23 protein-coding genes are annotated in these 23,971 nt (G+C 62.9%); 12 read left to right on the top strand and 11 right to left on the bottom strand.

Annotation, left to right across the window (positions count from 1 at the left end):
• The 7 genes from IEV62_RS02170 to IEV62_RS02140 are packed head-to-tail and all read right to left on the bottom strand — an operon-like array spanning window position 1 to window position 8,705.
• The gene (locus IEV62_RS02170; protein WP_188445140.1) at window positions 1-1,161 is read right to left on the bottom strand and encodes an acyl-CoA dehydrogenase family protein; all 1,161 of its coding nucleotides are present in this window, start codon (window positions 1,159-1,161) and stop codon (window positions 1-3) included.
• Window positions 1,158-2,051, bottom strand: a complete 894-nt coding sequence (locus IEV62_RS02165) for an enoyl-CoA hydratase (protein WP_188445138.1) — start codon at window positions 2,049-2,051, stop codon at window positions 1,158-1,160. Before IEV62_RS02165 ends, IEV62_RS02170 begins: the two co-directional genes overlap by 4 nt.
• Window positions 2,048-4,162, bottom strand: coding sequence for an acetate--CoA ligase family protein (locus IEV62_RS02160; protein WP_188445136.1), 2,115 nt, complete (start codon window positions 4,160-4,162; stop codon window positions 2,048-2,050). The genes IEV62_RS02165 and IEV62_RS02160 overlap by 4 nt, the downstream gene beginning before the upstream one ends.
• Window positions 4,159-6,111, bottom strand: coding sequence for a flavin-containing monooxygenase (locus tag IEV62_RS02155; RefSeq protein ID WP_188445134.1), 1,953 nt, complete (start codon window positions 6,109-6,111; stop codon window positions 4,159-4,161). Before IEV62_RS02155 ends, IEV62_RS02160 begins: the two co-directional genes overlap by 4 nt.
• A 14-nt stretch (window positions 6,112-6,125) precedes the next feature.
• Entirely contained in the window at window positions 6,126-7,124 is a 999-nt protein-coding gene (locus IEV62_RS02150; protein ID WP_188445132.1) for an alpha-ketoacid dehydrogenase subunit beta, read from the bottom strand.
• Window positions 7,124-8,134, bottom strand: coding sequence for a thiamine pyrophosphate-dependent dehydrogenase E1 component subunit alpha (locus tag IEV62_RS02145; protein WP_188445130.1), 1,011 nt, complete (start codon window positions 8,132-8,134; stop codon window positions 7,124-7,126). Before IEV62_RS02145 ends, IEV62_RS02150 begins: the two co-directional genes overlap by 1 nt.
• A 40-nt stretch (window positions 8,135-8,174) precedes the next feature.
• Entirely contained in the window at window positions 8,175-8,705 is a 531-nt protein-coding gene (locus tag IEV62_RS02140) for a cupin domain-containing protein (RefSeq protein WP_188445129.1), read from the bottom strand.
• Between the two features lie 230 nt (window positions 8,706-8,935).
• Here IEV62_RS02140 and IEV62_RS02135 point away from each other — a divergent pair, with 230 nt between their 5' ends.
• From IEV62_RS02135 to IEV62_RS02105, 7 genes are all read left to right on the top strand, one after another.
• Window positions 8,936-10,000 (top strand): Rieske 2Fe-2S domain-containing protein, encoded by a 1,065-nt coding sequence (locus IEV62_RS02135; protein WP_188445128.1) that lies wholly within the window; start codon window positions 8,936-8,938, stop codon window positions 9,998-10,000.
• A gap of 10 nt (window positions 10,001-10,010) precedes the next feature.
• On the top strand, window positions 10,011-10,322 hold the full coding sequence (locus IEV62_RS02130) for a DUF4286 family protein (RefSeq protein WP_188445127.1): 312 nt from the start codon (window positions 10,011-10,013) through the stop codon (window positions 10,320-10,322).
• A complete protein-coding gene (locus IEV62_RS02125) occupies window positions 10,319-11,089 on the top strand; it encodes an SDR family NAD(P)-dependent oxidoreductase (protein ID WP_188445126.1) in 771 nt (256 codons plus the stop codon). Before IEV62_RS02130 ends, IEV62_RS02125 begins: the two co-directional genes overlap by 4 nt.
• A 17-nt stretch (window positions 11,090-11,106) precedes the next feature.
• Window positions 11,107-11,538, top strand: a complete 432-nt coding sequence (locus IEV62_RS02120; protein ID WP_229732765.1) for a cupin domain-containing protein — start codon at window positions 11,107-11,109, stop codon at window positions 11,536-11,538.
• 40 nt (window positions 11,539-11,578) lie between these two features.
• Window positions 11,579-12,913, top strand: a complete 1,335-nt coding sequence (locus IEV62_RS02115; RefSeq protein WP_188445125.1) for an alpha/beta fold hydrolase — start codon at window positions 11,579-11,581, stop codon at window positions 12,911-12,913.
• 91 nt (window positions 12,914-13,004) lie between these two features.
• A complete protein-coding gene (locus IEV62_RS02110; RefSeq protein WP_229732764.1) occupies window positions 13,005-14,222 on the top strand; it encodes a CaiB/BaiF CoA transferase family protein in 1,218 nt (405 codons plus the stop codon).
• Between the two features lie 13 nt (window positions 14,223-14,235).
• Window positions 14,236-15,726 carry a class I adenylate-forming enzyme family protein gene (locus IEV62_RS02105; RefSeq protein WP_188445123.1) on the top strand — a complete coding sequence of 497 codons (1,491 nt, stop codon included), beginning with the start codon at window positions 14,236-14,238 and terminating at the stop codon, window positions 15,724-15,726.
• A 37-nt stretch (window positions 15,727-15,763) separates the two neighbouring features.
• Here the strand turns inward: IEV62_RS02105 and IEV62_RS02100 are convergent, their stop codons facing one another.
• On the bottom strand, window positions 15,764-17,281 hold the full coding sequence (locus IEV62_RS02100; protein WP_188445122.1) for a malonate--CoA ligase: 1,518 nt from the start codon (window positions 17,279-17,281) through the stop codon (window positions 15,764-15,766).
• A gap of 129 nt (window positions 17,282-17,410) precedes the next feature.
• Between IEV62_RS02100 and madL the strand changes: the two genes are divergently transcribed.
• A complete protein-coding gene (gene madL / locus IEV62_RS02095; protein WP_188445121.1) occupies window positions 17,411-17,836 on the top strand; it encodes a malonate transporter subunit MadL in 426 nt (141 codons plus the stop codon).
• Window positions 17,833-18,609: a malonate transporter subunit MadM gene (gene madM, locus IEV62_RS02090; RefSeq protein WP_229732763.1), complete on the top strand. Its 777-nt coding sequence runs from the start codon at window positions 17,833-17,835 to the stop codon at window positions 18,607-18,609. The genes madL and madM overlap by 4 nt, the downstream gene beginning before the upstream one ends.
• A gap of 16 nt (window positions 18,610-18,625) precedes the next feature.
• Here madM and IEV62_RS02085 read toward each other — a convergent pair whose 3' ends face one another.
• Both IEV62_RS02085 and IEV62_RS02080 read right to left on the bottom strand, forming a co-directional pair.
• Entirely contained in the window at window positions 18,626-19,489 is an 864-nt protein-coding gene (locus IEV62_RS02085) for an alpha/beta hydrolase fold domain-containing protein (protein ID WP_188445120.1), read from the bottom strand.
• Window positions 19,486-20,277 (bottom strand): SDR family NAD(P)-dependent oxidoreductase, encoded by a 792-nt coding sequence (locus IEV62_RS02080; RefSeq protein WP_188445119.1) that lies wholly within the window; start codon window positions 20,275-20,277, stop codon window positions 19,486-19,488. The genes IEV62_RS02085 and IEV62_RS02080 overlap by 4 nt, the downstream gene beginning before the upstream one ends.
• 146 nt (window positions 20,278-20,423) lie before the next feature.
• On the opposite strand from IEV62_RS02080, the gene IEV62_RS02075 reads away from it, so the two are divergent.
• Window positions 20,424-21,374, top strand: a complete 951-nt coding sequence (locus IEV62_RS02075) for a LysR substrate-binding domain-containing protein (RefSeq protein ID WP_188445118.1) — start codon at window positions 20,424-20,426, stop codon at window positions 21,372-21,374.
• Window positions 21,371-21,688 (top strand): hypothetical protein, encoded by a 318-nt coding sequence (locus tag IEV62_RS02070; protein WP_188445117.1) that lies wholly within the window; start codon window positions 21,371-21,373, stop codon window positions 21,686-21,688. Before IEV62_RS02075 ends, IEV62_RS02070 begins: the two co-directional genes overlap by 4 nt.
• Window positions 21,689-21,696: 8 nt before the next feature.
• On the opposite strand, the gene IEV62_RS02065 is transcribed toward IEV62_RS02070, so the two are convergent.
• On the bottom strand, window positions 21,697-22,746 hold the full coding sequence (locus tag IEV62_RS02065; RefSeq protein ID WP_188445116.1) for a phosphotransferase: 1,050 nt from the start codon (window positions 22,744-22,746) through the stop codon (window positions 21,697-21,699).
• Window positions 22,747-22,830: 84 nt separating this feature from the next.
• Between IEV62_RS02065 and IEV62_RS02060 the strand changes: the two genes are divergently transcribed.
• The gene (locus tag IEV62_RS02060) at window positions 22,831-23,886 is read left to right on the top strand and encodes a phosphotransferase family protein (RefSeq protein WP_188445115.1); all 1,056 of its coding nucleotides are present in this window, start codon (window positions 22,831-22,833) and stop codon (window positions 23,884-23,886) included.
• Window positions 23,887-23,971: the final 85 nt, after the last annotated feature.

Here is a 23,971-nt window from a genome sequence, read left to right as displayed (position 1 = left end):
TCAGGCTCTCGGCAGGCCGAGCATCCGCTCGGCAATGATATTGCGCTGGATTTCGTTCGACCCGGCGTAAATTGGGCCTGACAGCGCGAAAATATAGCCATCAAGCCAGGTGTCGTCGGGCGCCTCACCAGGAGCCTGCGCGACCAGTTCGGCACGCGGACCCAATATGTCGAGCGCGGTTTGATGAAGTGCCACATCGAGCTCGGACCAGAAAATCTTGTTGGTCGACGATTCCGGGCCGATCGTGCCGCCCGCCTCAAGCCGTGATGCGGTCGAATAAATCGACAGCGCATAGGCTTCGGCATCCATCCAGCTTTGCGCGACGCGCTCCCCGACCGATGCGGGCAGCTGCGCCTTATTGGCCTCGTACATTGCCGCCAGCTTCGCCGCCGCGACCTGATAGCGTGCGGGCGAGCGCAGCATCAGCCCACGTTCGAACCCGGCCGTCGCCATGCACACATGCCAGCCTTGACCCTCGTCGCCCAAGCGGTCGGCGACGGGCACGCGGACATTGTCGAGGAAGATTTCGGCGAAAACAAGTTCGCCGTCCATGCGTGCAATCGGGCGACGCGTGACGCCGGGTGCGTCGAGCGGGAACAGGATCAGCGACATCCCCTTGTGGCGTTCGCTGCCGGGCTCGCGGAACAGGCCGAACGCCCAGTCGGCGAAGACGGCGCGCGACGACCAGATTTTCTGGCCATTAAGGACATATTCGTCGCCGTCGCGGGTGCAGGTCGAGCGCACGGCAGCAAGGTCGCTGCCGGCACCAGGTTCGGACCAGGCCTGTGCCCAGATATCGTCGCCGGCTGCCATACGCGTAAGGAAACGCGCCTTCTGGTCGTCGGTGCCGAACTCCATCAGAGTCGGGCCGAGCAGGAAAATGCCATTCTGGTTGACGCGGGTCGGGGCACCGGCGCGGTAATATTCTTCCTCGAAGATCAGCCAGCGGATGAGGTCGAGCGCGCGTCCGCCGTACGCCTCAGGCCATGTCACCATACCCCAGCGCCCTTCGCTGAGTTTCCGTTCCCAGTCGCGATGCGCTTCGAACCCTTCGCGCGTCAGATCGAACGAGGGGAGGCGGGCAGGGGGCACATTGGCGGCCATCCAGCTTCGGACTTCCTGCCGGAACGCCTGCTGGTCGGGGGTATAGTCGAGCTTCACTGGCTCGCCTGCCGCTTGTTTTCCGCCGCCATCGCTTTGGCATCGAGGCCGCCGAGGCTGTTGTCCGAGGTCAGGTCGTTTTGGGCATGGGCGAAATGGTGCATGTGGAACACCGCGTCCATTGCCGCGCGTTTGCCGCGCAGCTCCTCGACATGATTCACAGCTTGTTTGGTGAGCCATGCGCCGAGGCGCGGTTGCGCGGCGAGCTTGGCCGCGATCGCTGCGGTTTCCACGCGCAATTGGTCGCGCGGGAAAATCTTGTTGACCATGCCGAACTGCGCGGCGCGCGCGGCGGGCATCCGCTCGCCGAGCAGCAGAAATTCCTTGGCGATGCGCGGCGGCAGCTCGAAGGCGTGCGCGAAATATTCCACGCCGGGAATGCCCATGCGCACGACGGGATCCTGAAAAAATGCATCTTCCGACGCGATGATCAGGTCGCAGCACCACGCCAGCATCAGGCCGCCGGCAATGCACGCCCCCTGCACCATCGCAACCGTCGGCTTCGCGACATCGCGCCAGCGGCGACACATTCCAAGATACTGTTCCTGCTCGCGCGTATAGAGCAATTCGGCGGCGGGGCGGGTGACATGCGGCGGCACCATCAGCCGGTTGTCGAACTGTTTCAGCACATCGCGCCCCGGCGTGCCAATGTCATGTCCGGCGGAGAAATGCTTGCCGCTGCCCCCCAGCACGATGCAGCGGACAGCGTCGTCGTTGGTCGCGCGCTGGAACGCATCGTCGAGCGCATAGGTCATCTGGCCGTTCTGCGCGTTGTTGAAATCGGGCCGGTGCATCGTGATCCACGCGACCTGATCGATCACTTCGTACAGGACCGGCGTTTCGGTTTCATAGACCGGCTCGAAGGCCTTGGGTTCGACCAGATCGCTCATGCTGCCTTCTCCATCGTTTCGGGCGCGCTTGCGTTGAGCAGCACCAGTGCATCTACCGCCACCGCGCCGCGCCCGTCGGGCATCACCAGCAATGGATTGATTTCGACTTCACGTAAGGCGTCACCCCCGGCAAGCACGGCCTCGCCAAGCGCTGCAATTGCCTTTGCGGCGGCGGTGACATCGGCTTTGGGTGCACCGCGATAGCCGTCGAGCAGCTTGAAGCCCTTGAGGCTACGCAGCATCGTTTCGGCCCCCGCCGAGTCGACCGGCAGTAACCGATGCTGCACATCCTTCATCAGCTCGGTCCACACCCCGCCAAGGCCCACGGTGAGCATCCAGCCGAACACCGGGTCGCGTGTGACGCCAGCGAGAATTTCGACCCCGCCGGCCAGCATGGGCTCGAGCGTGACACCCTCGATGTGGATGCCCGCCATCGATTGCGCTTTGGCCATCACCTCGTCAAAGGCGGCGGCGACCGCGTCGGCGCTGTTAAGGCCGAGCCGGATCAGGCCGTATTCGGTCTTGTGCGCGACGTCCGGGCTGACCAGTTTGAGGACAAGCGGATAACCGATCGCGTCGGCGGCGCGCCGCGCTTCGGCACGATCGTGCACGAGTTTGTCGGTGACAACGGGAACGCCGAACCGCGCGAGCGCGTCCTTGCCTTCGGTTTCCGACAGCGCTTCGCGTCCGGCCTCGATCATGGGCCATCGAACGCTGCTTGTCGTGCGCGTGACGGCAGCATCACCTGCTTTACACCAATTGCCATAGGCCGAGATGGCGCGGGCCGCGCGGTCGAAATCGTCGAAATAGCCGATGCCATGCGCGGCCAGCCGGTCCTGATCGGCCATTGCAAAGGTATCGATGACGATCAGCGTCTTGCCCGTTTCGGCCGCCGCCTTTTCCACCTGATCGAGCGCCTGCGTTAGAAACGTGCCGGGCAGATATAGAAGTAGCACATCGATTTCGTCGGGCTGCAGCGCCAGCCTGATGCATTCGGACAGGAAGGTGTTCGAATTGACGATATTTCCGGTCAGATCGACCGGGTTCGAGACCATCGAATGTCCGGGAATCTGCGCGGCAAGCCCCTCCTGTACAGCCTGCGGGAAGGTCGGCGTGCCGCCGCCCGCCAGCGCGAGCGCATCGGCGAGAATCGCGCCCGCCGCGCCGGAAATGCTCAGCACTCCACAATTGCTGCCGCCGATCCTGCAGGTGCCCGATGTGGTGCTGAGTGCGTGCAGATAGGCCAGGTCGGCGAGTTCGGCGAGCGAGCTTGCCCGCGCGACTCCGGCGCGCGCAAAGGCAGCGTCATAAGCCGCACTGTCGCCGGCAAGCGCCGCCGTGTGCGACCGCGTCGCCTCCGCGCCCTTTTCGGACGCACCAACCTTGTAAACTGCCAGCAGTTTGCCCGCTGCGCGGAACCGGGTGGCGGCGTCAAGGAACTTGCGACCATCGCGCAGCTCCTCAATGTAGCAGACGGCGGCATGGGTCGCTGGGTCGTCCACGAGATAATCGAGATAGTCGCTGAACTCGACCGAGGCCTCATTGCCAGTGTTGATGACGTGGCTGAACGTCACGCCCGCCCGCTTGGCCATGCGGAACACAGTGGCGCACATATTTCCGCTTTGCGTCAGGAGCGCCGTGTTGCCCGCAGGCTCGCCCGGCTGGAACGACTGGCCGAAGGTGGTGAAAATGCCGTCGGTAAAATTGGCATTGCCCATGCAATTCGGACCGGCGACGTTCATGCCGGTACGCCGCGTGAAGGCGATCAGATCATCCTGACGCTGCACGCCCTCAGTTTCGTTGGTTTCGGCATAGCCCGAAGCATAGGCAATTGCCGCCTTGATCCCCAGCGCGTGGCAGCGTTCGAGCATCGGCAGCGTCGCATCGGCGGACACGGCGACGATCGCGAGATCGACTACCTCGGGGACCGACTCGATGTCCTTGTAGGCGGGCTTGCCCTGCACGGTGTCGTTCTTCGGATTGACGGCGTAGACGCGCACGAAGTCCGCGCGCAGCAACAGGTCCATCGGCACGCCGCCGATGCGGGTCTTGTTGTCAGAGGCGCCGATGATCGCGATGGATTTCGGCTTCAGCAGCGCGGCGAGACTCATGCGGAGGCCTTCTTGGTAAATATGTACTCAGCCGGATCGAATTCGGCGGTCAGGTTGCGATAATCGACCAGCCGCCATGGCGAGTTCTGGGTCACGCGGCCCTTGGAGTTCTTGTACCAGCTGCTCATCCCCGGATGCGCCCACGCCATCTTCGAAATCGCGTCGTCGACCTTTTGCTGATAGGCCTCAAAGGGTTCTGCGCGCACCTCTGCGCTCGCTTGATCGCCCTCGATCAGTTCGCGGATGGCAAGCATGATGTAGCGGACCTGGCATTCGGAATGGAACACCGCGCTGCCGCCATGGGCAAGGTTGGTGTTCGGTCCGTAGGTAACGAAGAAATTGGGGAAATTGGGCACTGTAATGCCCAGATGCGCGCGCGGATTGTCCTCGCCCCATTGGTCGCGGATCGAAATGCCGCCGCGCCCGACGACGTGCATTGGCGACAGCATCCGGCGCGCCTGAAACCCCGTCGCCAGCACCAATATGTCGAGCTCGTGGCGCACGCCGTCCTTGGTGATGACCGCGCCTTTTTCGATATGGTCGATGTGCTCGGTGACCAGATCGACATTGGGGCGGGTCAGCATCCTGTACCAGTGATTGTCGCGCAGCATACGCTTGCCATAGGGCGGATATTCGGGTGTGGCCTTACGGATCAGCTCGGGGTCGTTGTCGACTTCACTGGCGATGTGCGCCACCAGCTGGTCGCGAACTTTCGCGTTTTCGGCATTGAGCGAATGCTTCTGGTCGGGCCAGTTCGGATCGACCTTCAGGTTGTGGTGGAATGTGTCCGACGAAGACCAGAAAAGCTGGAAGCGGAACCATTTGGTGTAGAAGGGGATGTTTTTGAGCACCCATTTCTTGCCGTCGCTGACCGTCTCGAAATAGAGCGGGTTATGCATCGCCCAGTGCGGCGAACGCTGGAAGATGGTCAAATTCTCGACGACGGGCGCGATCGCCGGGCCGACCTGCATCCCGCTTGCCCCGGTGCCGATCATGCCGACGCGTTTGCCCGCATAACCCACCGAATGATCCCAGCGCGCAGTGTGGAAAACCGGCTCCTGAAAATCCTCCAGCCCTGGGATCGTGGGATATTGGGGCTGATTGAGCTGGCCCGTCGCGGTGACCAGAACATTGGCCGCGATCTGGTCGTGTTTGCCATCCTTGGTGACGGTGTCGATGCGCCACAGCATCGCTTGCTCGTCCCAGACCGACTGCGTCACTTCCTCGTTGAAGCGCGTATGCTCGCTCAGCGCTGCCAACTCGGCATTGCGCCGGATATAGGCGAGGATGTCCGGCCCTTTGGCAAAAAAGTGATTCCAGTCGGCGTTGTTGTTGAACGAATAGGAATAGAAATGGTTAGCGGTGTCGACGCCGATGCCGGGATAGGTGTTTTCGAACCAGGTGCCCCCCACGCTGGGGTTCTTTTCGATGATCGTGAAAGGAATCCCAGCCTCTTTGAGCTTTATCCCCATCGCAACCCCGGTGAAGCCCGAGCCGATGACCGCGACATGAAAATTGGCCAACGTGGCAGGCGCAGGTTGGGTGCGCCATTTAACGGTTTTGGGATCGCTATCCTCGAGATCCATTTCCTCAATGACCAGCGGATAATATTCAGGCGGTACCGTCCCGCCGGTGCAGACGTCGAGCATCCGCGGCAACAGCCCCATCGGCGGCGAAAGCGGCAGCGCCCGCCCGGAGTCCGCATAGTCGGTCAGGATATCGACGACCGCCTGTCGAAGCTCGGCCTTCAGCGCTTCAGGCGCTTCCTCGTGAAAGCTCCATGGGCCTTTGATATAGGGCGCAATCCGGTCGAGCCACGCCGGGTCGCCGCCGAGATGCACAAGCACCATCAGTAGCGGCGCAACGTCGGCCGACTTTAACGCTTCCTGCAAGTGCGTGCGGTCGCCGACGAGGGCGCGAAGGGCCGCGATGTCTTTGGTGGTGGTCATGTGCCCAGCGCCGTTCAATGGGTCGCCAGCGTCGCGCGTGCAGCTTCGACGATGGCACCCGGCTGCACGAGGAACGCCTGTTCAAGGTTGCCAGCGAACGGCACAGGCGTGAACGGCGCGCCCAACCGGCCGACCGGTGCCTTGAGCTCGCGAAACAACTTTTCGTGCAAGGTCGCGGCAATCTCTGCACCGACGCCGAAGGTCCGCACCGCTTCGTGGACAATGACCGCGCGCCCTGTCTTGCGGACCGATGCCAGCACGGCTTCCACATCCCAGGGTGATATCGTCCGCAGATCGATGACCTCGGCGGAGATACCTTCCTTGTCGAGCTCGGCTGCCGCCGTCAGGCAACGGGTGACCATTTCGGCATAGCTGATCAGGGTCACGTCGCTGCCCTCGCGCGCGATCCGCGCCTTGCCGAGTGGGATCGGGATGGCATCGACGGGCACGTCACCGGTGACGCCATAGGCGCGCGAGGTTTCGATGAAGATGCACGGGTCGGGGTCGGCGATGCACGATAGCATCAGCCCCTTGGCGTCCGCCGGATTCGACGGCGCGACAACCTTTAGGCCGGGCGTATGCGCGAACCAGGCTTCGAGAAAATCGCTGTGCTGCCCGCCGCTGGCGATGCCTGCACCCGTCATCATGCGGATGACGATCGGCACCGTCGTCTGTCCGCCGGACATATACCGCAGCTTGGCGGCATGGTTCACGATCATGTCCATGCAGACCGTGGTGAAGTTCATCAGCATGATCTCGGCGACAGGCTTATAGCCGTCGATGGCGGCACCGATCGCCGCACCGATAATCGCCTGTTCCGAAATCGGGGTGGATTTTACCCGGTCCTCGCCGAACCGTGTCGACAGACCCTTGGTCACGCCGACAACACCGCCGCCTTCACGGTCGGCGACATCTTCGCCCAGCACCAGGATCGTGGGATCGGCTTCCATCGCCTGTGCCAGCGCCTGATTGATCGCCTGAATCGCATTCAGCTTCTTGGTTTCGACGGTCATCAGGCGGCTCCCGCTTCGGCATAGACATCGCGTGTCAGTTCTTCGATCGGCGGCATCTCGCTCGACAGCGCAAATTGGATTGCGTCCTCGATCTGCGCGCGAATGTCCGCATCGAGTTCGGTGAGCTGCGCGTCGGTGGCGACCCCGTCGGCGATCAGGCGCGCACGAAAGATGGGCAGGGGGTCTTTGGCGAGAGCCGCTGCTTTCTCTTCCTTGGTCATATAATGGTCATCGTCGCCGAACACATGGCCATAAAAGCGGAAGGTCATGGCTTCGATCAGCGTCGGCCCGTCGCCGTCGCGGGCGCGGTTGATGGCGGCGTGCGCGGCGGCGTACATTTTGAACGGGTCGTTGCCGTCCACCGTCACGCCGGGCATGCTGTAACCGGCAGCCCGCTTGGAAATCTGGTCGACCGACGTCGCATTCTCGAAACGGGTATGTTCGCCGAACAGATTGTTCTGGCAGATGAACACGACCGGCAGTTTCCACACCGAAGCCAGGTTCAGGCTTTCGTGAAACGCGCCGATATTGGACGCCGCATCCCCGAAATAGGCAATCGTCACGCGCTTGCTGCCCGACAGTTTCGCCGCCCAGGCAAGGCCGTTGGCAATCGGCATCGACGATCCCACGATACCCGTCGTGAGGATGGCTCCGGAGGCGGGGTGCGTGACGTGCATCGGGCCGCCCTTGCCCTTGCAGGTTCCGGTCACGCGCCCCGCCATTTCCGCCCAGAGGTCGCGCAGCGGCACCCCCTTTGCGAGCATGTCGTGCGTGCCGCGATAGATCGTGCAAATGCGGTCGTCGTCGTTGAGGTTGACCGAGACCGCAGACGGAATGACTTCCTGCCCCTTGGGCGAATAATAGGGCATCATCAGCCGACCCGATTTGACCGTCTTGCGTGCCGCTTCGTCATTCTGCGAAATCAACGACATTCGACGATAGATATCGACCTGTGTCGCGGCGTCGGGGATCGCGGCGTTCGTGTTCGGTTCGGGGGATGCTGTGGTCATCGGCTAGGCTTTCTCGACGTTTGGCGTATCGTTGATCGGGTTATGCTGTTGCGGGTTCGACAACCGTATCACTGGGGCGCTGTGCTGATTTCCAGTCCGCGGCGTTGGCGGCAACGGTCTCCGCCGCTTTTGTCCACCAGGCTTCGCCTTTGGATAGATTGAGAAAGTTGAACTGCGTCGCTTGACGAAATTCGAGCACTTCGACTCCGTCGGGTCCGGGCCGATAGCTGTAAGGCACGCCCGCGGGCACGAAAAAACTGTCGCGCGGCCCAAGTGCCTCCGTGCCCATCGTCAGCGTTCCGGCGATGATATAGTAAAGGCAATCGGAATCATGGCTATGCAGCGGCAGAGGATAATCCTTCTTGAGCCACGCATGCGTCAGCGAAAAGCCGGGAATGTCGCACAGCACTTTGACGTCGTCACCTTCGCCATAGCCTGCGGCCAAGAGCGCGGTGACTCCGGCACGCTGCACGTCCGAATAGGGCTCGATCGACATGCAACCCGCCGCCATAAGGCTGGGCGCGTCACTCGCGCGCATGATTCTAAAGCCTGTTGGCGAACCCATCGGCATCCATCCTCTCCTCGATTGAAATGCCATAGCACAGTTGCATTAGTTGGCCAAGTCGGGAATTTTCCGCGCGGACATATCGCCGTGCGGACATTTCAATGTGCCCATTTCCATAATTCCGCTATCGCATCCGGCGAAAGAATGCGCTACATGCGTTGCATTAGCCGACGCTAGGACATAGCGCCCCCGCGAACGCGGTCGGACTGGATGGATGAAGGAGCCTCGGAAGCGCCATGACTTTCCTAAAGAACACCTGGTACGTTGCGGCGAGTGCCGCCGAACTCGACGAGCCGATGGTCAGCCGCAAAATCTGCAATGAGCAGATCGTAATGTTTCGTAAGAGCGATGGCAGCGTCGCCGCGATTCAGGATCGCTGCCCCCACCGGTTTGTGCCGCTGTCGATGGGCAAGCGCGTCGGAGACACGCTTCAGTGCGGCTATCACGGCCTGCGTTTCGACGGCAACGGTGCCTGTGTCGAGGCGCCGCATGACGACGACAGCCAGAAAGCGCGTGCCTGCATAAAGGGGTATACAGTGGTCGAGCGCCACAAATGGATCTGGATCTGGATGGGCGACGCGGCAGCGGCCAATCCCGATCTTATCCCGGACTTCAGCTTTTTCGACGACACGGAAAAATTCACGTGTTGCCAAGGCTATACCCACATGAAGGGTAACTATCAGCTGATTTCGGACAATCTGCTCGATCTCAGCCACATCCACTATTTGCATCCTGGCGTGCACGAAGGATCGAATTTTGAAGACTTCACGAACAAAGTGAAGCGGGATGGCGATACGGTTTTTTCGATGCTGTATCGGCACAATTATCACATCAAGGCGGCGATGCGCTCGATGTACGGCATGGGGGAGGGGCCCGAGGACGTCGAAGGCCAGGGTCATTCGCGCTGGGACGTGCCAGGGGTGCTGTTTGTCGATACCGCCTTCTGGGATCATGGCAAGACGATCGACGAGGGCTATCGGACGCCCAATGCGCATCTGATTACCCCTGAAACCGAATTCTCCAGCCACTATTTCTGGGGGTCGGGTCGCACGTTTGCGCTCGAGAGCGAGCAGTTTACTGCGGGCGCTGCGGCGACGATGAAGAACGTGTTCGAAACACAAGATGGCCCGATGATCGAGGCGCAGCAGCGCGACATGGGCAACTCGACCGATTTCCTGAAACATAACCCGATCATCCTGAAAGCCGATGCGGCGGGGGTGATGGCGCGTCGGATCATGCAACAAAAAATGCGCGCCGAAGCAGGCGACGCGCCCGCCGAGACGCAGGTCGCAGCTGAATAGGAACTGCACGATGGCGAAATATATGCTCTTCGCGCTCAACGGTCCGACCGAAGGCGCGGGTGATGAGGCGACCTATAACGCATGGTACCACAGCGTGCACATGCCCGATCTTCTGGCATTGGACGGCGTGATCGCGGCGCGACGATTCAAGGCGGTCAGCAGCAATCGTATCGACTGGCCCTATGTCGCCACTTACGAAATCGAGAGCGACGATATCGATAGTGTGCTGCGCGAAATGCGGGACAACATTCGTCCGTTCTCGCCAACCTTCGACCGGTCGAAGTCGGGGATGGTTCTCGCCATGGAGATTACCGACCAATGACGGGATCACTGGCAGGTAAAGTCGCCATCGTCACCGGTGGTGCGCGGGGTATCGGTCGGGCCTATGCCGAGGCACTGGTCGGGGAAGGTGCCGCCGTCGTCATTGCCGATATGCTTGAGGCGGAAGGGCAGGAGACCGCAGCGGCCATTTGCGCTCGCGGGGGGCGTGCCGTCTTTCAGCGGGTGGACGTTGCCGACCAGGCCTCGACCGAAGCCATGGCCGACAAGGCAGTCGCTGAATTCGGGGGCATCGACATCCTCGTCAACAATGCCGCAATGTTTGCCAGCCTGAAGGGCGGACCGCTGACCGATCTGACGGTCGAACGCTGGGACAAGACGATGGCGGTCAACGTCAAGGGCGCGTGGCTGTGCATCAAGGCCGTCGTGCCGCACATGCGCGCGGGCGGTGGCGGGGTCATCGTCAACCAGTCGTCGATCTCCGCTTTCGGTATGCCCTATATGCTCGATTACACGTCCTCGAAAGCGGCCGTTATCGGTCTGACCAAAAGCGTCGCGAGCGAGCTGGGGCGTGACAATATCCGCGTCAATTGCATCGCGCCGGGCGGCACCGCCACCGAGGGCTATTCGGAAATCATGGGCGGCAACATGGCCGTCGCGGAAGAACGCGCCAAGGCAACCCAGCTGATCGCCGAGCAGATGAAGCCTGACGCGATGGTCGGCACCTTGCTTCACCTGGTGAGCGACGGATCGCGGTTCGTGACCGGCCAGACTTTGGTCGTCGACGGCGGGCGATATTTCCTCGGCTAGTAAATCGGAGACAGACGATGCCGCATTGCAAATTGGAAGACCTGCCGAGTGGCGGTGGACGTTGGCCCGCGCTGGGCCATGATGGATTCAAGACGGCGCATTGGGGCGATATGGAAGTGGGCTACACCACGCTCGACTCGCCGCTCGACTGCACCGAGTCGTACAAGTTCGGCGGCCTGCCGGGCGGGGTTTGTCCGTGCCCGCATTATGGTTATTTGTTCGAGGGGCGCATCCGGGTCCGCTACCCTGATACCGACTGGCCCGACGACGTTATCGAGGCCGGCGAGGCCTATTTCGTACCCTCAGGCCATGTCCTGATGTACGAGACGGACAAGACCCGTTGCTTAGAACTGAACCCCGCGCATGCGCTCAAAATGTGTCTCGACGCGATGGAGCGCGCGATTCTCAAGGCCCAGCCCAGTGCGGAAGTTGCGCCCGCAGCGGCCTGACGGCGCCAGCGAGCGACCTCGAACGATCTACAGGGACAAGATGGAACGACTCGATTTTCAGGGCTTCGGCGGCATCCATATTGCCGGAACCGCGTTCGGGTCGCCGGACAACCCTTCGGTCCTGCTGCTCCCTTCGCACGGGCAGACGCGCGAGTTCTGGTACGGGTCGGCGGCGGCGCTGGCCGAGGCGGGGCGCTATGCGATCTGTGTCGATCTGCGCGGCCACGGCGACAGCGCGCCGTCGCCTGACGGGCAGTACGGACTCGGTGCTTATATCGGCGATCTACGTACCATCTTGGCGGCGCTGCCCAACCGCGCCGTGGTGGTGACGGCGGGGCTGGGTGCCCTGATCGCGATGGCAACGGTGGGCGAAGGCGCGCCCGACCTCGTCAGCGGGCTGGCGCTGGTCGATGCCAATATCTGGGTCGAACAGGCCGTCGCGGCGCACATGGGCCGGGCGCTGGCATCGCGGGCGATGGAGTTCGACGATCCGTCGCAGATCATCGACGCGATTGCCGCCGCCTATCCATCGGAGCCGCGCCCGGTCACCGACCGGATTATGGCGGCCTATGCCCGTCGTGACGACGGACGGTTCTACTGGCGCGGCGATCCCAAGGCGCTGGCGAGCGGGAGCCTTCCCGAATTCGAAACGCGCCTGACGGCAGCGGCTGCGCGCTTGGTCTGCCCTGTCACATTGATCCGGGGTTCGCTCAACGCGACTGTTTCTTCGGCAGTCACCGAGAAGCTTCAGGCGCTGATCAAGGGCGCGGAAATCGCGGAGATCGAAGGCGCGGGGCACTACGCTACGTCGGACCGTGAAGACGACTTCAATGCGATCCTGCTCGACTTCCTCGAGCGGAAGGCACCGCGCCAGGCATTGGCCTTTATCGAAGGGTCCGAACCACGCGTGCTGCGCGATGCGCTCGGCTGTTTCGCCACGGGTGTGACGGTGGTCACCACGATAAACGAAGCCGGTGAGCCGCTCGGCTTGACCGCTAATAGCTTTACGTCGGTCTCGCTCGATCCGCCGCTGATTCTGTTCGCGCTTGCCCGCAAATCGGCCAATCTTGCCGCCTTTGAAAAGGCGGGCCGCTTTGCGGTGAACGTCCTGCACATCGGCCAGCAGCCGGTCGGTGGACGCTTCGCCTCGCGCGATGTCGCGCGCTTCGACGGGGTCGACTGGGCGGTGCGCGGCGAGGGCGGATCGCCGATTCTCGCCGGGTCGCTGGCATCGTTCGACTGCCGCACCCACGCCATTCACGATGGCGGCGACCATTTGATTTTCGTCGGCCATGTCGACCACGCCTGGTTCGAGCCGCACCGCGACCCGCTGCTCTATTTTCGCGGCAAATTCCGGCGTCTCCATTTCGCGTGACGGATTGATAATGCATATAGGTATGTGCATAATGCGGCTGAAGCTGGTTTTCGCGCGCTGAACGATGTGCGCGCGGCCACAGGGGATTGCGATGACTGATATTTTTGAAGGCGTCCGGGTGGTCGAGCTCGCGCAATATGTGTTCGTGCCGGCGGCGGCCACGCTGTTGGCCGATCATGGGGCTGAGGTCATCAAGATCGAGCCACCTGGCAGCGGCGATCCTTATCGTACGCTTATGATTGGCGATGGGCGCGAGACCGCGACCGCCAATCTGGCGATGGAGCAGAATAATCGCGGCAAGAAGAGCGTCGCCATCGACTTGAAGAACGAGAAAGGCCGTGAGGCCTTGTTGCGGCTGGTCGATACCGCCGATGTGTTCATCACCAGCCTGCGCCCGTTGGCGCTGAAAGCGCTGCGACTGGAACCGGAAGACCTGATGTCGCGCAATCCGCGGCTGATCTACGCACGCGGCAACGGTCTTGGCTTCAAGGGGGCCGAATTCAACAAAGCGGGCTATGATGCGTCGGCATTTTGGGCACGCGGCGGCTTTGCCGATCTGCTGACCGCGCCCGATGCCGATGTCCCCACACGTCCGCGCCCTGCGCTTGGCGATCACAGCAGCGCGATCTCGCTGCTGGCCGGGATTTCGTCAGCGCTGTTCCGGCGCGAACGCTCCGGCAAAGGCATGGTCGTCGAGACCTCGCTACTGCAGAACGCGGCCTGGATCCTCTCGTCCGATCTCGTCTATTCGCGCAACAATCCCAGCTACGATCCGCATGCCGGGTTCGCCAACGGGCACCGCGCGCCGCTGATGCGCGCCTACAAGACGAGCGACGGACGCTTTATCCAGCTGATGCTGTTGTCGCCCGACAAGCCCTGGCCCGAGTTGTGCGAGATGATCGGCAAGGCCGAGCTCGCCGCCGACCCGCGCTTTGCAACCAACGTGCTCAGGATCCAGAACGGGGCGGAGCTGTGTACTATCCTTGATGCCGCCTTCCGCGCGCGCAGCTGGGCCGAATGGGCTCCCACGTTCCTCGCATGGGACGCGCCTTGGGAATTGATCGCCACCATCCATGAACTGGGCGACGACCCCCAGCTCGTCGCTGCCGGGACCATCTTCAAACTGCCATTGAAGAGTGGCGAAGTCGTCGATGTAGTGGCGGGTCCGATCGGGTTCGATTCGCAGTGCGCACCCGCCAACCTCATCTGCTCGCCCGAGCTCGGCGAACACAGCGACGAGATCTTGGCCGGCATCGGTTTCAGCGCGGACGAGCTTGCCGAGCTGCGCGCCGCCCAGGTCATCGGGTAAGGACGAGGCATTTATGAGCACACTCGATCAACTGAGCCGCACTGCGCTCGACCGCGCGCCCGAATCGCAGGCTATTGAATATGAGCAGCGTTGGTTCAGCTGGGGCGAATTGCGCCACATCGGCGACGATGTTACCCGGTTGCTTGCCGCGGCGGGTGTCGCCGAACGGCAGGCGGTCGCCTTCGTCCCGCGCAACCGCCCGTCCGCATGTGCCGCAGAACTGGGCATGATTGCGGGGCGCTTTTCGATCAGCATGGTCTATGCGTTTCAGGCCGCGGCTGGCATCGCGCGCGATGTCGGCAAGGTGGGCGCGGCCGCGGTCGTGGCAGGCGAGGCCGATTTCACGCCGGAGCTGCTCGCTGTCATTGCCGAACAGGGGCTGGCTGCGATCGCGCTCAGTGAAAACGGCGCGTGGGTTGTCGAGGGGGCAGCGCGCTCCACTGCTGCGGCCGGGGTTGTGCCATCGGTTGAACCGCAAATTGCGGTCCATACCAGCGGCACCACCGGCGCGCCGAAGAACGTCGGTTTCACCTACGACACGATCGCGCAGTATATGGTCGGCCAGAATGTCGCCTCCGCCGCAACCTCCGGCTCCGTCGATGCGACGACGCCCCCGGTGCTGCTGACGTTTCCACTCGGCAATATTTCGGGGATTTACGGGCTGTTGCCGACGTTGCTTGCGGGCAAACGTGCGGTGCTGCTCGACCGATTCACGCTCGATGCCTGGCGCGATTTCGTGCGCCGCTACCAGCCGCCTATGCCAATCTTGCCGCCCGCCGCGATTACGATGGTGCTCGACGCCGATATCCCGCCCGAGGAATTATCGTGCATAACGATGATCATGACCGGCGCGGCCCCGCTCGATCCGACGGTGCAGCAACGCTTTCAGGACCGTTACAATGTGCCGATCCTGTTGTCATACGGGGCGACCGAATTCGGCGGGCCCGTGACCTTGATGACGCCCGACGATTATAAGGAATTCGGCGTCGCCAAAATCGGCACCGTCGGTCGCCCGTTCGCGGGAGCGCAACTGCGCGCCATCAACGCCGAGACCGGCGACGTTTTACCAGCAGGCGAGGAGGGACTGCTGGAAGTCGTCGCTCCGCGCATCGGCGACCATTGGATTCGGACCACCGACATCGGGATGATCGACGCGGACGGCTTCGTGTTCCTGCGCGGGCGTGCCGACGGGGCGATCGTGCGCGGCGGGTTCAAGCTGCTTCCCGAAACAATCGAGCGCGCGTTGCTACTGCATCCTGCCGTCGTGTCGGTGGCGGTGGTCGGCGTGGCTGACAAAAGGCTGGGGCAGGTTCCTGCCGCCGCGATCCAGATCAAGTCAGGTATGGCCGAACCCGGCATCGCCGAACTCGACACCCACCTGCGCGAGCACGTTTATGCCACGCACATTCCGACGATGTGGAAGTTCGTGGACGCAATCCCGAAAAACAATTCGCTCAAGACCGACGCGGCTGCGGTGCGGGCATTGTTTGAGGATGCAGCCTAAAGTCGCGATTCGGCCTGAGCCGGGCCGACCAGTAAGCTCACGTGACTTCAAAAGCGCTGGCATATTCCGCGCGCAGAACGGTTTTCTGGACTTTGCCCATGCCGTTTTTCGGTAGTTCGTCGACAAAGGCGATCACGCGCGGCTGCTTGAACCGTGCTAGCGTGTCGGCAAGCGTAGTTTTCAGCGCAGCGCCATCGGCGAAGCCTGCCTCCGTGGGCACGACGACGGCCACAATACCCTCACCCATATCGGGATGGGGTACGCCGATCACGGCCGATTCGCGGACCTGGGCGAGCTCATCCAGCGCAGTTTCAACCTCGGCCGGGTAAACATTGTATCCGCCGGAGATGATCAGATCCTTTGCGCGACCGACGATCGACACGTAGCCGTTGGTCGCTATCAGCCCGAGGTCGCCCGAGATAAAATAGCCTCCTCGGAATTCCGCTGCCGTCTTTTCGGGCATCTGCCAATAGCCCTGAAAGACATTGGGGCCGGCAATTTCGATTACACCGATCGCCCCCTGTGGCAGGATAGCGCCCGTTTCAGGGTCCGCGATGCGGATCGAGATGCCGGGCAGTGGCAAACCGACAGTCCCTGCGATCCGGTCACCCTCGTAAGGGTTGGAGGTGTTCATGTTGGTTTCGGTCATGCCATAGCGTTCAAGGATGGCGTGGCCGGTTCGGGCTGAGAATTCCCGGTGAATGTCGGCAGAGAGTGGTGCTGACCCCGAGATGAACAGCCGAATATGGGTGACCAGCGCGCGGGTGAAGCGCGCCTCCTTGAGCAGACGGATATAGAAGGTGGGGACACCCATCATCACGGTCGCGCGCGGCAGCGCATCGAGCACGTCGCTTACATCGAATGCTGACTGGAAGACCATCGATGCGCCCGATGCCAGGACGACGTTGGTCGCCACGAACAGGCCGTGGGTGTGAAAAATCGGCAGCGCGTGGAGCAGCACATCTTCGCCGGTGAAGCGCCAGTAATCCTTCAGCGTAAACGCGTTCGAAGCGAGATTGCCGTGACTGAGCATCGCGCCCTTCGATCGACCGGTGGTGCCCGACGTGTAGAGGATCGCAGCAAGATCTTGGTCAGCACGTTCAACCGTGGCGAAGCCCGCGGCACATTCCGCCGCCAGTGCCGGAAGCGATCCTTGACCATCTTCCCCCAATGTCTCGACACGAGCGACACCGGCGGCTTGTGCCAGCTCGCGGATCGCATCGACTTGTCCCGGATCGCAGACGAACAGCGTCGGCTGTGCGTCACGCATGAAATAATCCAGTTCGCCCGCCGTATAGGCCGGGTTCAGCGGCAGAAAAACGGCCCCAGTCCGCAAACAGGCGAGATAGAGCATCAGCATGTCGATGCACTTGGGCGTTTGAACCGCCACCCGGTCGCCGGGCTGAACGTCGAGTGACACCAGCAGTGTCGCATAGCGCGCTGAGGCTTGTTCAAGCTGGGCGTAGCTGATCGCCGTGCCATCGCGCAGCGTCGCAAAAATACGGGCCGCGTCTTGCGGAAACCCGGCCTGGAGCTGCGTGTAAAGATTGGCCATCGAATGAACCTTATTTGCCTCGCACGGTCTGCCGTTTCCGCAGTGGCCGCCAAATGAATGTTATGTTAGCGCGCAATTGCAATAATTCAAAAGGGGAGTGGTGGACATGGCGGTCGAAAACGTAGGCGTATGACCATTTCGGGGGTTGCGCTGTTGGCGCTCTGTACGCTGCTCGGGCAGGTGCTGGGTGAACTATTGGGCGTCCAGCTGGGCGTGAAAGCGAATGTCGGCGGGGTCGGCATCGCGATGATTCTGCTGATCGCCGCGCGGGTGTGGTTGACCGACCGGAAGCTATGGACCGCCGGGGTAAATCAGGGCGTAATGCTGTGGGCCTCGCTCTACATTCCCATCGTGATCGCGATGGCCGCCCAGCAGGATGTGGCTGCCGCTGTCTCGGGCGGGCCGATGGTCTTGATCGGCGGCATCTGCGTTGTCTGCCTGTGCTTTGCGATGGTGGCGCTGATCGGGCGTATGTCCGGCCGCAGCGAAACCATGGATGAGATCGAAGCTCGCGAGCGTCTTGCGTCGATCACCGAACAGGCGGATACCGCGTGACGGGCGCGGGCATAACGCTCTTCGACCATGTGCTTACCGCAAATGCGCTGCTAGTCGCCTTTGCGATGGTCGGTATCATCATGTGGCTGTCCAACGCGCTCGCGTCGCGGTTGACCGGTGGTCGCATCCACGGTTCGGCGATTGCCATTATCATCGGCCTCGCCCTTGCCTTCTGGGGCGGGATTGCGACGGGCGGGCACAAGGGGCTGAGCGACATTCCTGTTCTGTCGGGTTTCGGCCTGATGGGCGGCGCAATGCTGCGCGATTTCGCCATCGTCGCCACCGCCTGTGAAGTCGATATCGAGCGCGCCAAACGTGCGGGGCTGGTCGGAACGATTGCGCTGGTGCTGGGTACGGTGTTGCCGTTCCTGTTTGGCGCGGGCCTGGCCTGGGCGTTCGGGTACCGCGACGCCGTCACGATCTCGACGATCGGCGCTGGCGCGGTGACCTATATCGTGGGGCCGGTAACCGGCGCGGCGCTGGGCGCGGCACCGGTGATCGTTACGCTGTCGATCGGCATCGGGGTGGTGAAGTCTGTAGTAGTCATGATCACCACTCCGCTGGTCGCACGCTTCATCGGTCTCGACAATCCGCGAACCGCAATGGTGTTCGGCGGTATGATGGGCACGGTTAGTGGCGTGACCGCCGGGCTCGCCGCAACCGACCGGAGGCTCGTGCCATACGGTGCGTTAACAGCGACATTTCACACGGGATTGGGCTGTCTGTTGGCGCCATCGATCCTCTATTTCGCCGTTTTAGCGGTCACGGGATAGCGCAGCGTCGACTTGGTCAGCCAGCCCGATCCTGGATCAGGCATTTGTCAATGAAGGCGGCGAGCAAAGCAAACGCTTCCGCCGCGCCGGGTAGCGCGAGATCGCGCGTCACCGCCACATGCGTCATGCCCGTGACGACGTCGAGCTGCGCCACGACACCGGCAGAGGTGAGCCGGTCGTAAAGGGCGCGGGCATCGTCGACCAGCACCTCGCCCGCGCCGACATTGATGATTGTCGGCGGGAAGCGATCGACCGGGCCGAAGAGCGGCGATGCCTGGTAGTGGTGCGGCGAAAGCCCTTGAAGATAGAGCGCCGCCGCCTCGTGCGCTGCTTCCGACGAGAAGAGCGGGTCGGTCATTGCATTGGCGTCGAAACTGACCGCGCTGACGGTTAGGTCAAGCCATGGCGAGAGCAGCGCCACCCCGCCGAGCGGGGCCGCGTTCTCGGGAACGCGTGCAGCCAGCGCTGCCGCGATGCCGCCGCCCGCCGAATCGCCCGATAGGATCAGCCCGCCGGTACCCAGCGCCGTCATCACGCGGAAGGTATCGTTGAGACCAGCAGGGAAGGGGTGTTCGGGTGCGAGGCGATAGGCCGGGCAGATCACGCTGACCCCGCACCGCGCCGCCAGCGCCGCAGCAAAGGGGGCCACCATCTCCGGGCAGCCGAGCCGGAACGCACCGCCGTGGATGTGCAGCACATTGCCCCGCGTTTCGGCCGGAGGGGAGCAGCGCAGGCAACGCACGCCGCCAATCTCGAGCTGTTCGAAGGCGGGTTCGGTCCGCCAAATGCCCGCCGTCACCGCCGCCGCAATCGCATCACGTCGCGCGACCAGATCGGTGGGGGCGCCGTGCCCCGCGCGTTCGGGCGGCAACGTCATCATGCCGGCACGTGCCCGTCCGCCAGCGGGATAAACGGATTGGTGGCGAGCGAGCCACCATCGACCGCGAGTGTCTGGCCGGTGATATAGGGCGACAGGTCGGATAGGAAGAAAGCGATCGCCTTGGCGATGTCCTCGACACTGCCGCGGCGATGCATCGGGACGTTGACCATCATCTTGCGCTCGCCTTCCTCGCCCGTGTGCGGAATGCGCGGGGTGACGATCGGGCCGGGGGCGACGACATTGACGCGGATGCCGAACGGCGACCATTCGGTGGCCATGGTGGCGACGAGGTTGATAAGACCCGCCTTGGCCGCGCCATAGGCCCCGTGATTCGGCGCGGAGCGGATGCCGTTGACCGATCCGACGCACACGATGCTGCCGCCCACGCGCCGCGTCATCATGCTGCGTGCGACTTCGCGAGCGGCGAGGAAGAAATAGCGAAGGTTGCGGTTCTGATCAGCGTCCCACGTCGCCATGTCGATATCGATCAGCGACCCCCACGCCGCCATGCCGATGACCGTTGCCATGCCGTCGAGTGGCCCGAAGTCGCGCTCGATCTGCGCAATGCCAGCGACGAGGGCGTCGTCGTCGAGCACGTCGATGCAGAACGCCGCCGCCGTGCCGCCGCGTGCCGTAACCGCATCAGCGACGGCCTTCGCGCGCTCCAGCTCGCGGTCGACGACGGCGACGTGCGCACCCTCCGCCGCGATCAGCCGGACAGTCGCCTCGCCGATCCCGAGGCCGCCCCCGAGCACAAGGATACGCTTTCCGTCCAACCCGAAATTCATTGTCGATCTCCGCCGCTTTATATTGCACAAGCCTAATAGCATTTATCCGCGATTGCAGCCGGAATCGTTTGATGCGCGGCAAATTCGGATTTACGCATAAGGCGTTGGCCCCAGATGCGGTCGACCGACAAGGGGAGCGAGGATCGATGGACCTGCGGCACATGCGCCACTTTGTCGCGGTGGCCGAGGAACTGCATTTCGGGCGAGCGGCACTTCGCCTCAACATCGCGCAACCGCCACTCAGCCAGTCGATCCAGCGGCTCGAGCTCGATCTTGGCGTTTCCCTGCTCAACCGATCGCGGCGCGGCGTCGAGATGACCGATGCCGGTCGCGCGTTCCTTGTCGAAGCACGAAGAACGCTTATCCAGGCCGAGCTGTCGCGCAAGGTGGCCCGGCGCGCCGCCGAGCATAAGGACGAACTTCGCATCAGCTTCGTCGGCCCGGCGCTCTACCGCTTCCTGCCGCAGCTGCTCGCGACATGCCGCGAAACGCACCGGCATGTGAACACCTTGCTCTACGAAAAGTCATCGCCCGAGCAGATGCCGGGGATGCTGGCGGGCGAATTCGACATCGGCTTCGTCACCGCCGCAACCGACCAGATCGAACGGTGCGAATCCTTACTGGTCGAACGCTCTGCCTTTCTGGCGGCGGTTCCCGGCGACTCAGCCTTGGCCCGGCACGCGTCGGTCTCGCTGGCTACGCTCGCTGAGCAGGATTTTATCTCAGCACCGCGCAAACTTGCGCCACAGGGCTATGACGTGCTGTCGATGTTCAAGAGCGCAGGGGTGATCCCCAGGGTCACGCAGGAGGCGACCCAGACCAACACGACGCTCAGTCTGGTGAGTGTGGGCCTCGGCTGCGGCATCGTCGCCGGGACTGCGGCGTTGCGGCAAACACCCAATGTCACTTTTCTGCCGATCACGGACATGCCGGCCTATATGCGTTGGGAACTCGTCATGGTCTGGCGTCCCGACCATCTGAGCGCGACTGCGGCGGCGTTCGTCGAGGTGGCCAAGTCGCTCATTGCGGCACACCCTGAATGGCTCGACGTCGCCCCCCCGATCAATCTCATAACCGCAGCAGAGGCACGACAATGAACAAGATGATTGTAATGGCAAAGGCAAAGCCGGGGCAGGCCGAGGCACTGGCCAAATGGTATGACGAAACACACATTCCCGATCTGTTGGCGGTGCCGGGGCTGGTCTCGGCAGAACGGCACACGGTGATGCCGCTGAAGGCACCGGACGGCGTTCCGGCCTGGGATTTCATGCTGATCTACGGGCTTGAGGGCGATCCGATGGCGGTGCTCGGCAATATGGCCAAGGCACAGCTTGTGCTGTCGGACCTGATGGACAGCTCACTGACTCTGTCAATCGTCGCCATGTCGCAAGGCGTTAGGGTCGAAAGCTGACGCGCCGATCAGTCGGCGACCGCGGCAAAACTGTCGAGGTCGTCGACCGCGGTGCCGAGGCGGTGGGTGAACACCTCGGTGATCGCTGGATCGACTCGCTGGGTGATCGCCCACAGGAAATAGCCGTAGAGCATTGCGGCACGGTATCGCCGCCAGGCCTCTTCAGCGTCAAGCCGGGGGCCGCCGAGCGCCGCAAGCCGGTCGCGATAATGGTCGAGCAGGGCGCGTTCGTGCGCGCGCCGGTCGACGGGCGAGAGCACGGCGGCGAGATGATAGGCAATGTCTTGCGCCCATTCGCCCTTTTGCAGGATTTGCCAATCGACGAGGCCGAAGCCCTCTGCGCAGCGATAGATGTTCCCGGCATGGGCATCACCGTGGACGAGGCAGGCGGGGCGCTCGCGGATTTGCGCGGCAAGTGCGGTCACGCCGCGTTGCAACCGCGCCGCGTCCTTGATGGCGGGCGGCAACCGCGTTGCTTTCGGCCCATCCAGCAGCGCCTGGAGCCTATCGAGCGGCATGATCGGCGCGGCACCGATCTGGTCGAGAAAGCGCGGCACCCATGGCTGATCGAACAGCGGGCGGTCGTGCCATCCAGCGGCATGAAATTGCGCCAACTGCTCCAGCGTCTGGCGCGCTTCATCGGGAGTGAATGGCACCAGCGCCGACAGGAAGGTGCCGCCCGCTGCGATTTCGTCACGCATGACGATCACGCCATTGTCGCCCGGCGCGTTAAGCGCGGCATAGATGCAGTGCGGGACGCGGACGGGCTGATGCGCGGCACAGTCGCGGTAGAAGCGCGTTTCGACGACCGAGGCGGTGCTCGGTACCTGCGTCATCGTAAGAATGCCTTTGATGCAGATTTGCGTCGGCACGTCATCGCCGCCGCCTGCAACATCGAGGGCGAGACGCACCTTGGTCGCCTGCGTGACAAGCGTCTCGATGACCGTCACGTCGCGCACGACGGCATCGGGCCAGCGGGTCGACAGCACCCCCGTCAGCCACGCCGGGTCGAGCACATCGTCGAGCCGAGCCGGTGCCGGGTCGAATGAAAAGGGCATATCGATTCCCGTCGGTGTCGGAGTCCGGCTTGTCACTGGACACCGGCGGCGGCGGCGTCAATCAACAGACAGGGAGAATACCAGATGAACACCAATGGTCCCGCGATCGTCGCACCGAATGTGCGCGATCTCGATACGCTAGCCGACGCGCTCGTCGGGTGGCTCGGCGACCGGATGCCGACGGTGCGTGATATCCGTCTCACCGATCTGCGCTATCCGCTCGGCGCGGGCATGTCGCATGAGACGATCCTGTTCGATGCGACATGGACCGACGGCGCGCGCACCGAACATCGCGGCATGGTCGTCCGCATCAAGCCCACCCGCCACTTCGTTTATCAGGACGACATGTTCGACCAGCAATATCGGCTGATGCAGGTCATGCACGACAGCGGACAGGTGCGGGTCGCGCAAGCGCTGTGGATCGAGCACGACCCCGCGCTGCTGGGCGCACCGTTCTTCGTGATGGAAAAGGTCGCGGGGCGCGTTGCGGTCAGTTATCCGCCCTATTCGCAGAGCGGTTGGCTAGTGGATGCCGCCCCTGCGGACCGGCGGCGGATGTGGCACGATGCGGTGACGCAGCTCGCTTTAATCCAGACGGTGCCGATCGCCGATGGCGCTTTCCTCAACCTGCCAGGCGACTTCGCCGAGGATTTCGATCAGGAAACCGACCGCTGGCGGCGCTATCTCGGCTGGATCGATCCGGCCGGGCAACGCGTGCTGCTGCGCGACGGGTTCGACCGATTGCTCGCGCGCAAACCGGCCAACCGCCCCGCTGGCATCGTCTGGGGCGATGCGCGTCTGGGTAACATGATGATCGCCGACGATTTCAGCGTCGCAGCGGTGATGGACTGGGAGCAGCCTTCACTCGGCGGGGCGCTGCACGATCTCGGCTGGTGGCTCTATAGCGACTATGTCCAGACCGATGGGCGCGGCATTCCTGTGCTCGACGGCATGGGGTCGCGCGACGAGACGATTGCGCTCTGGTCGGAAGTTTCGGGGAAATCCGCAGCCGACATCGAGTGGTACGAAATTTTCGTCGTGTTCAAGATGGAATGCCTCGGCGTGCGGATGCAGGTCTTGCGCGGGATGGCGGCGGCGGCCGAACCCGGAAGCGAGACGGCCCGCTACCTCGCGCGTTGACCGAAACATATCGTTTACACAATGCGCAAGGTGTGTTGCATTATTGCCGCAGCATTTTAGGGTGAGGTTCACGAACGTTGAATCG

The sequence above is a fragment of the Sphingomonas psychrolutea genome (assembly GCF_014636175.1).
Lineage (GTDB): Bacteria > Pseudomonadota > Alphaproteobacteria > Sphingomonadales > Sphingomonadaceae > Sphingomonas > Sphingomonas psychrolutea.
The sequence above is the reverse complement of the archived record's forward strand: the minus strand, read 5'-3'. Positions and strand labels throughout refer to the sequence as shown.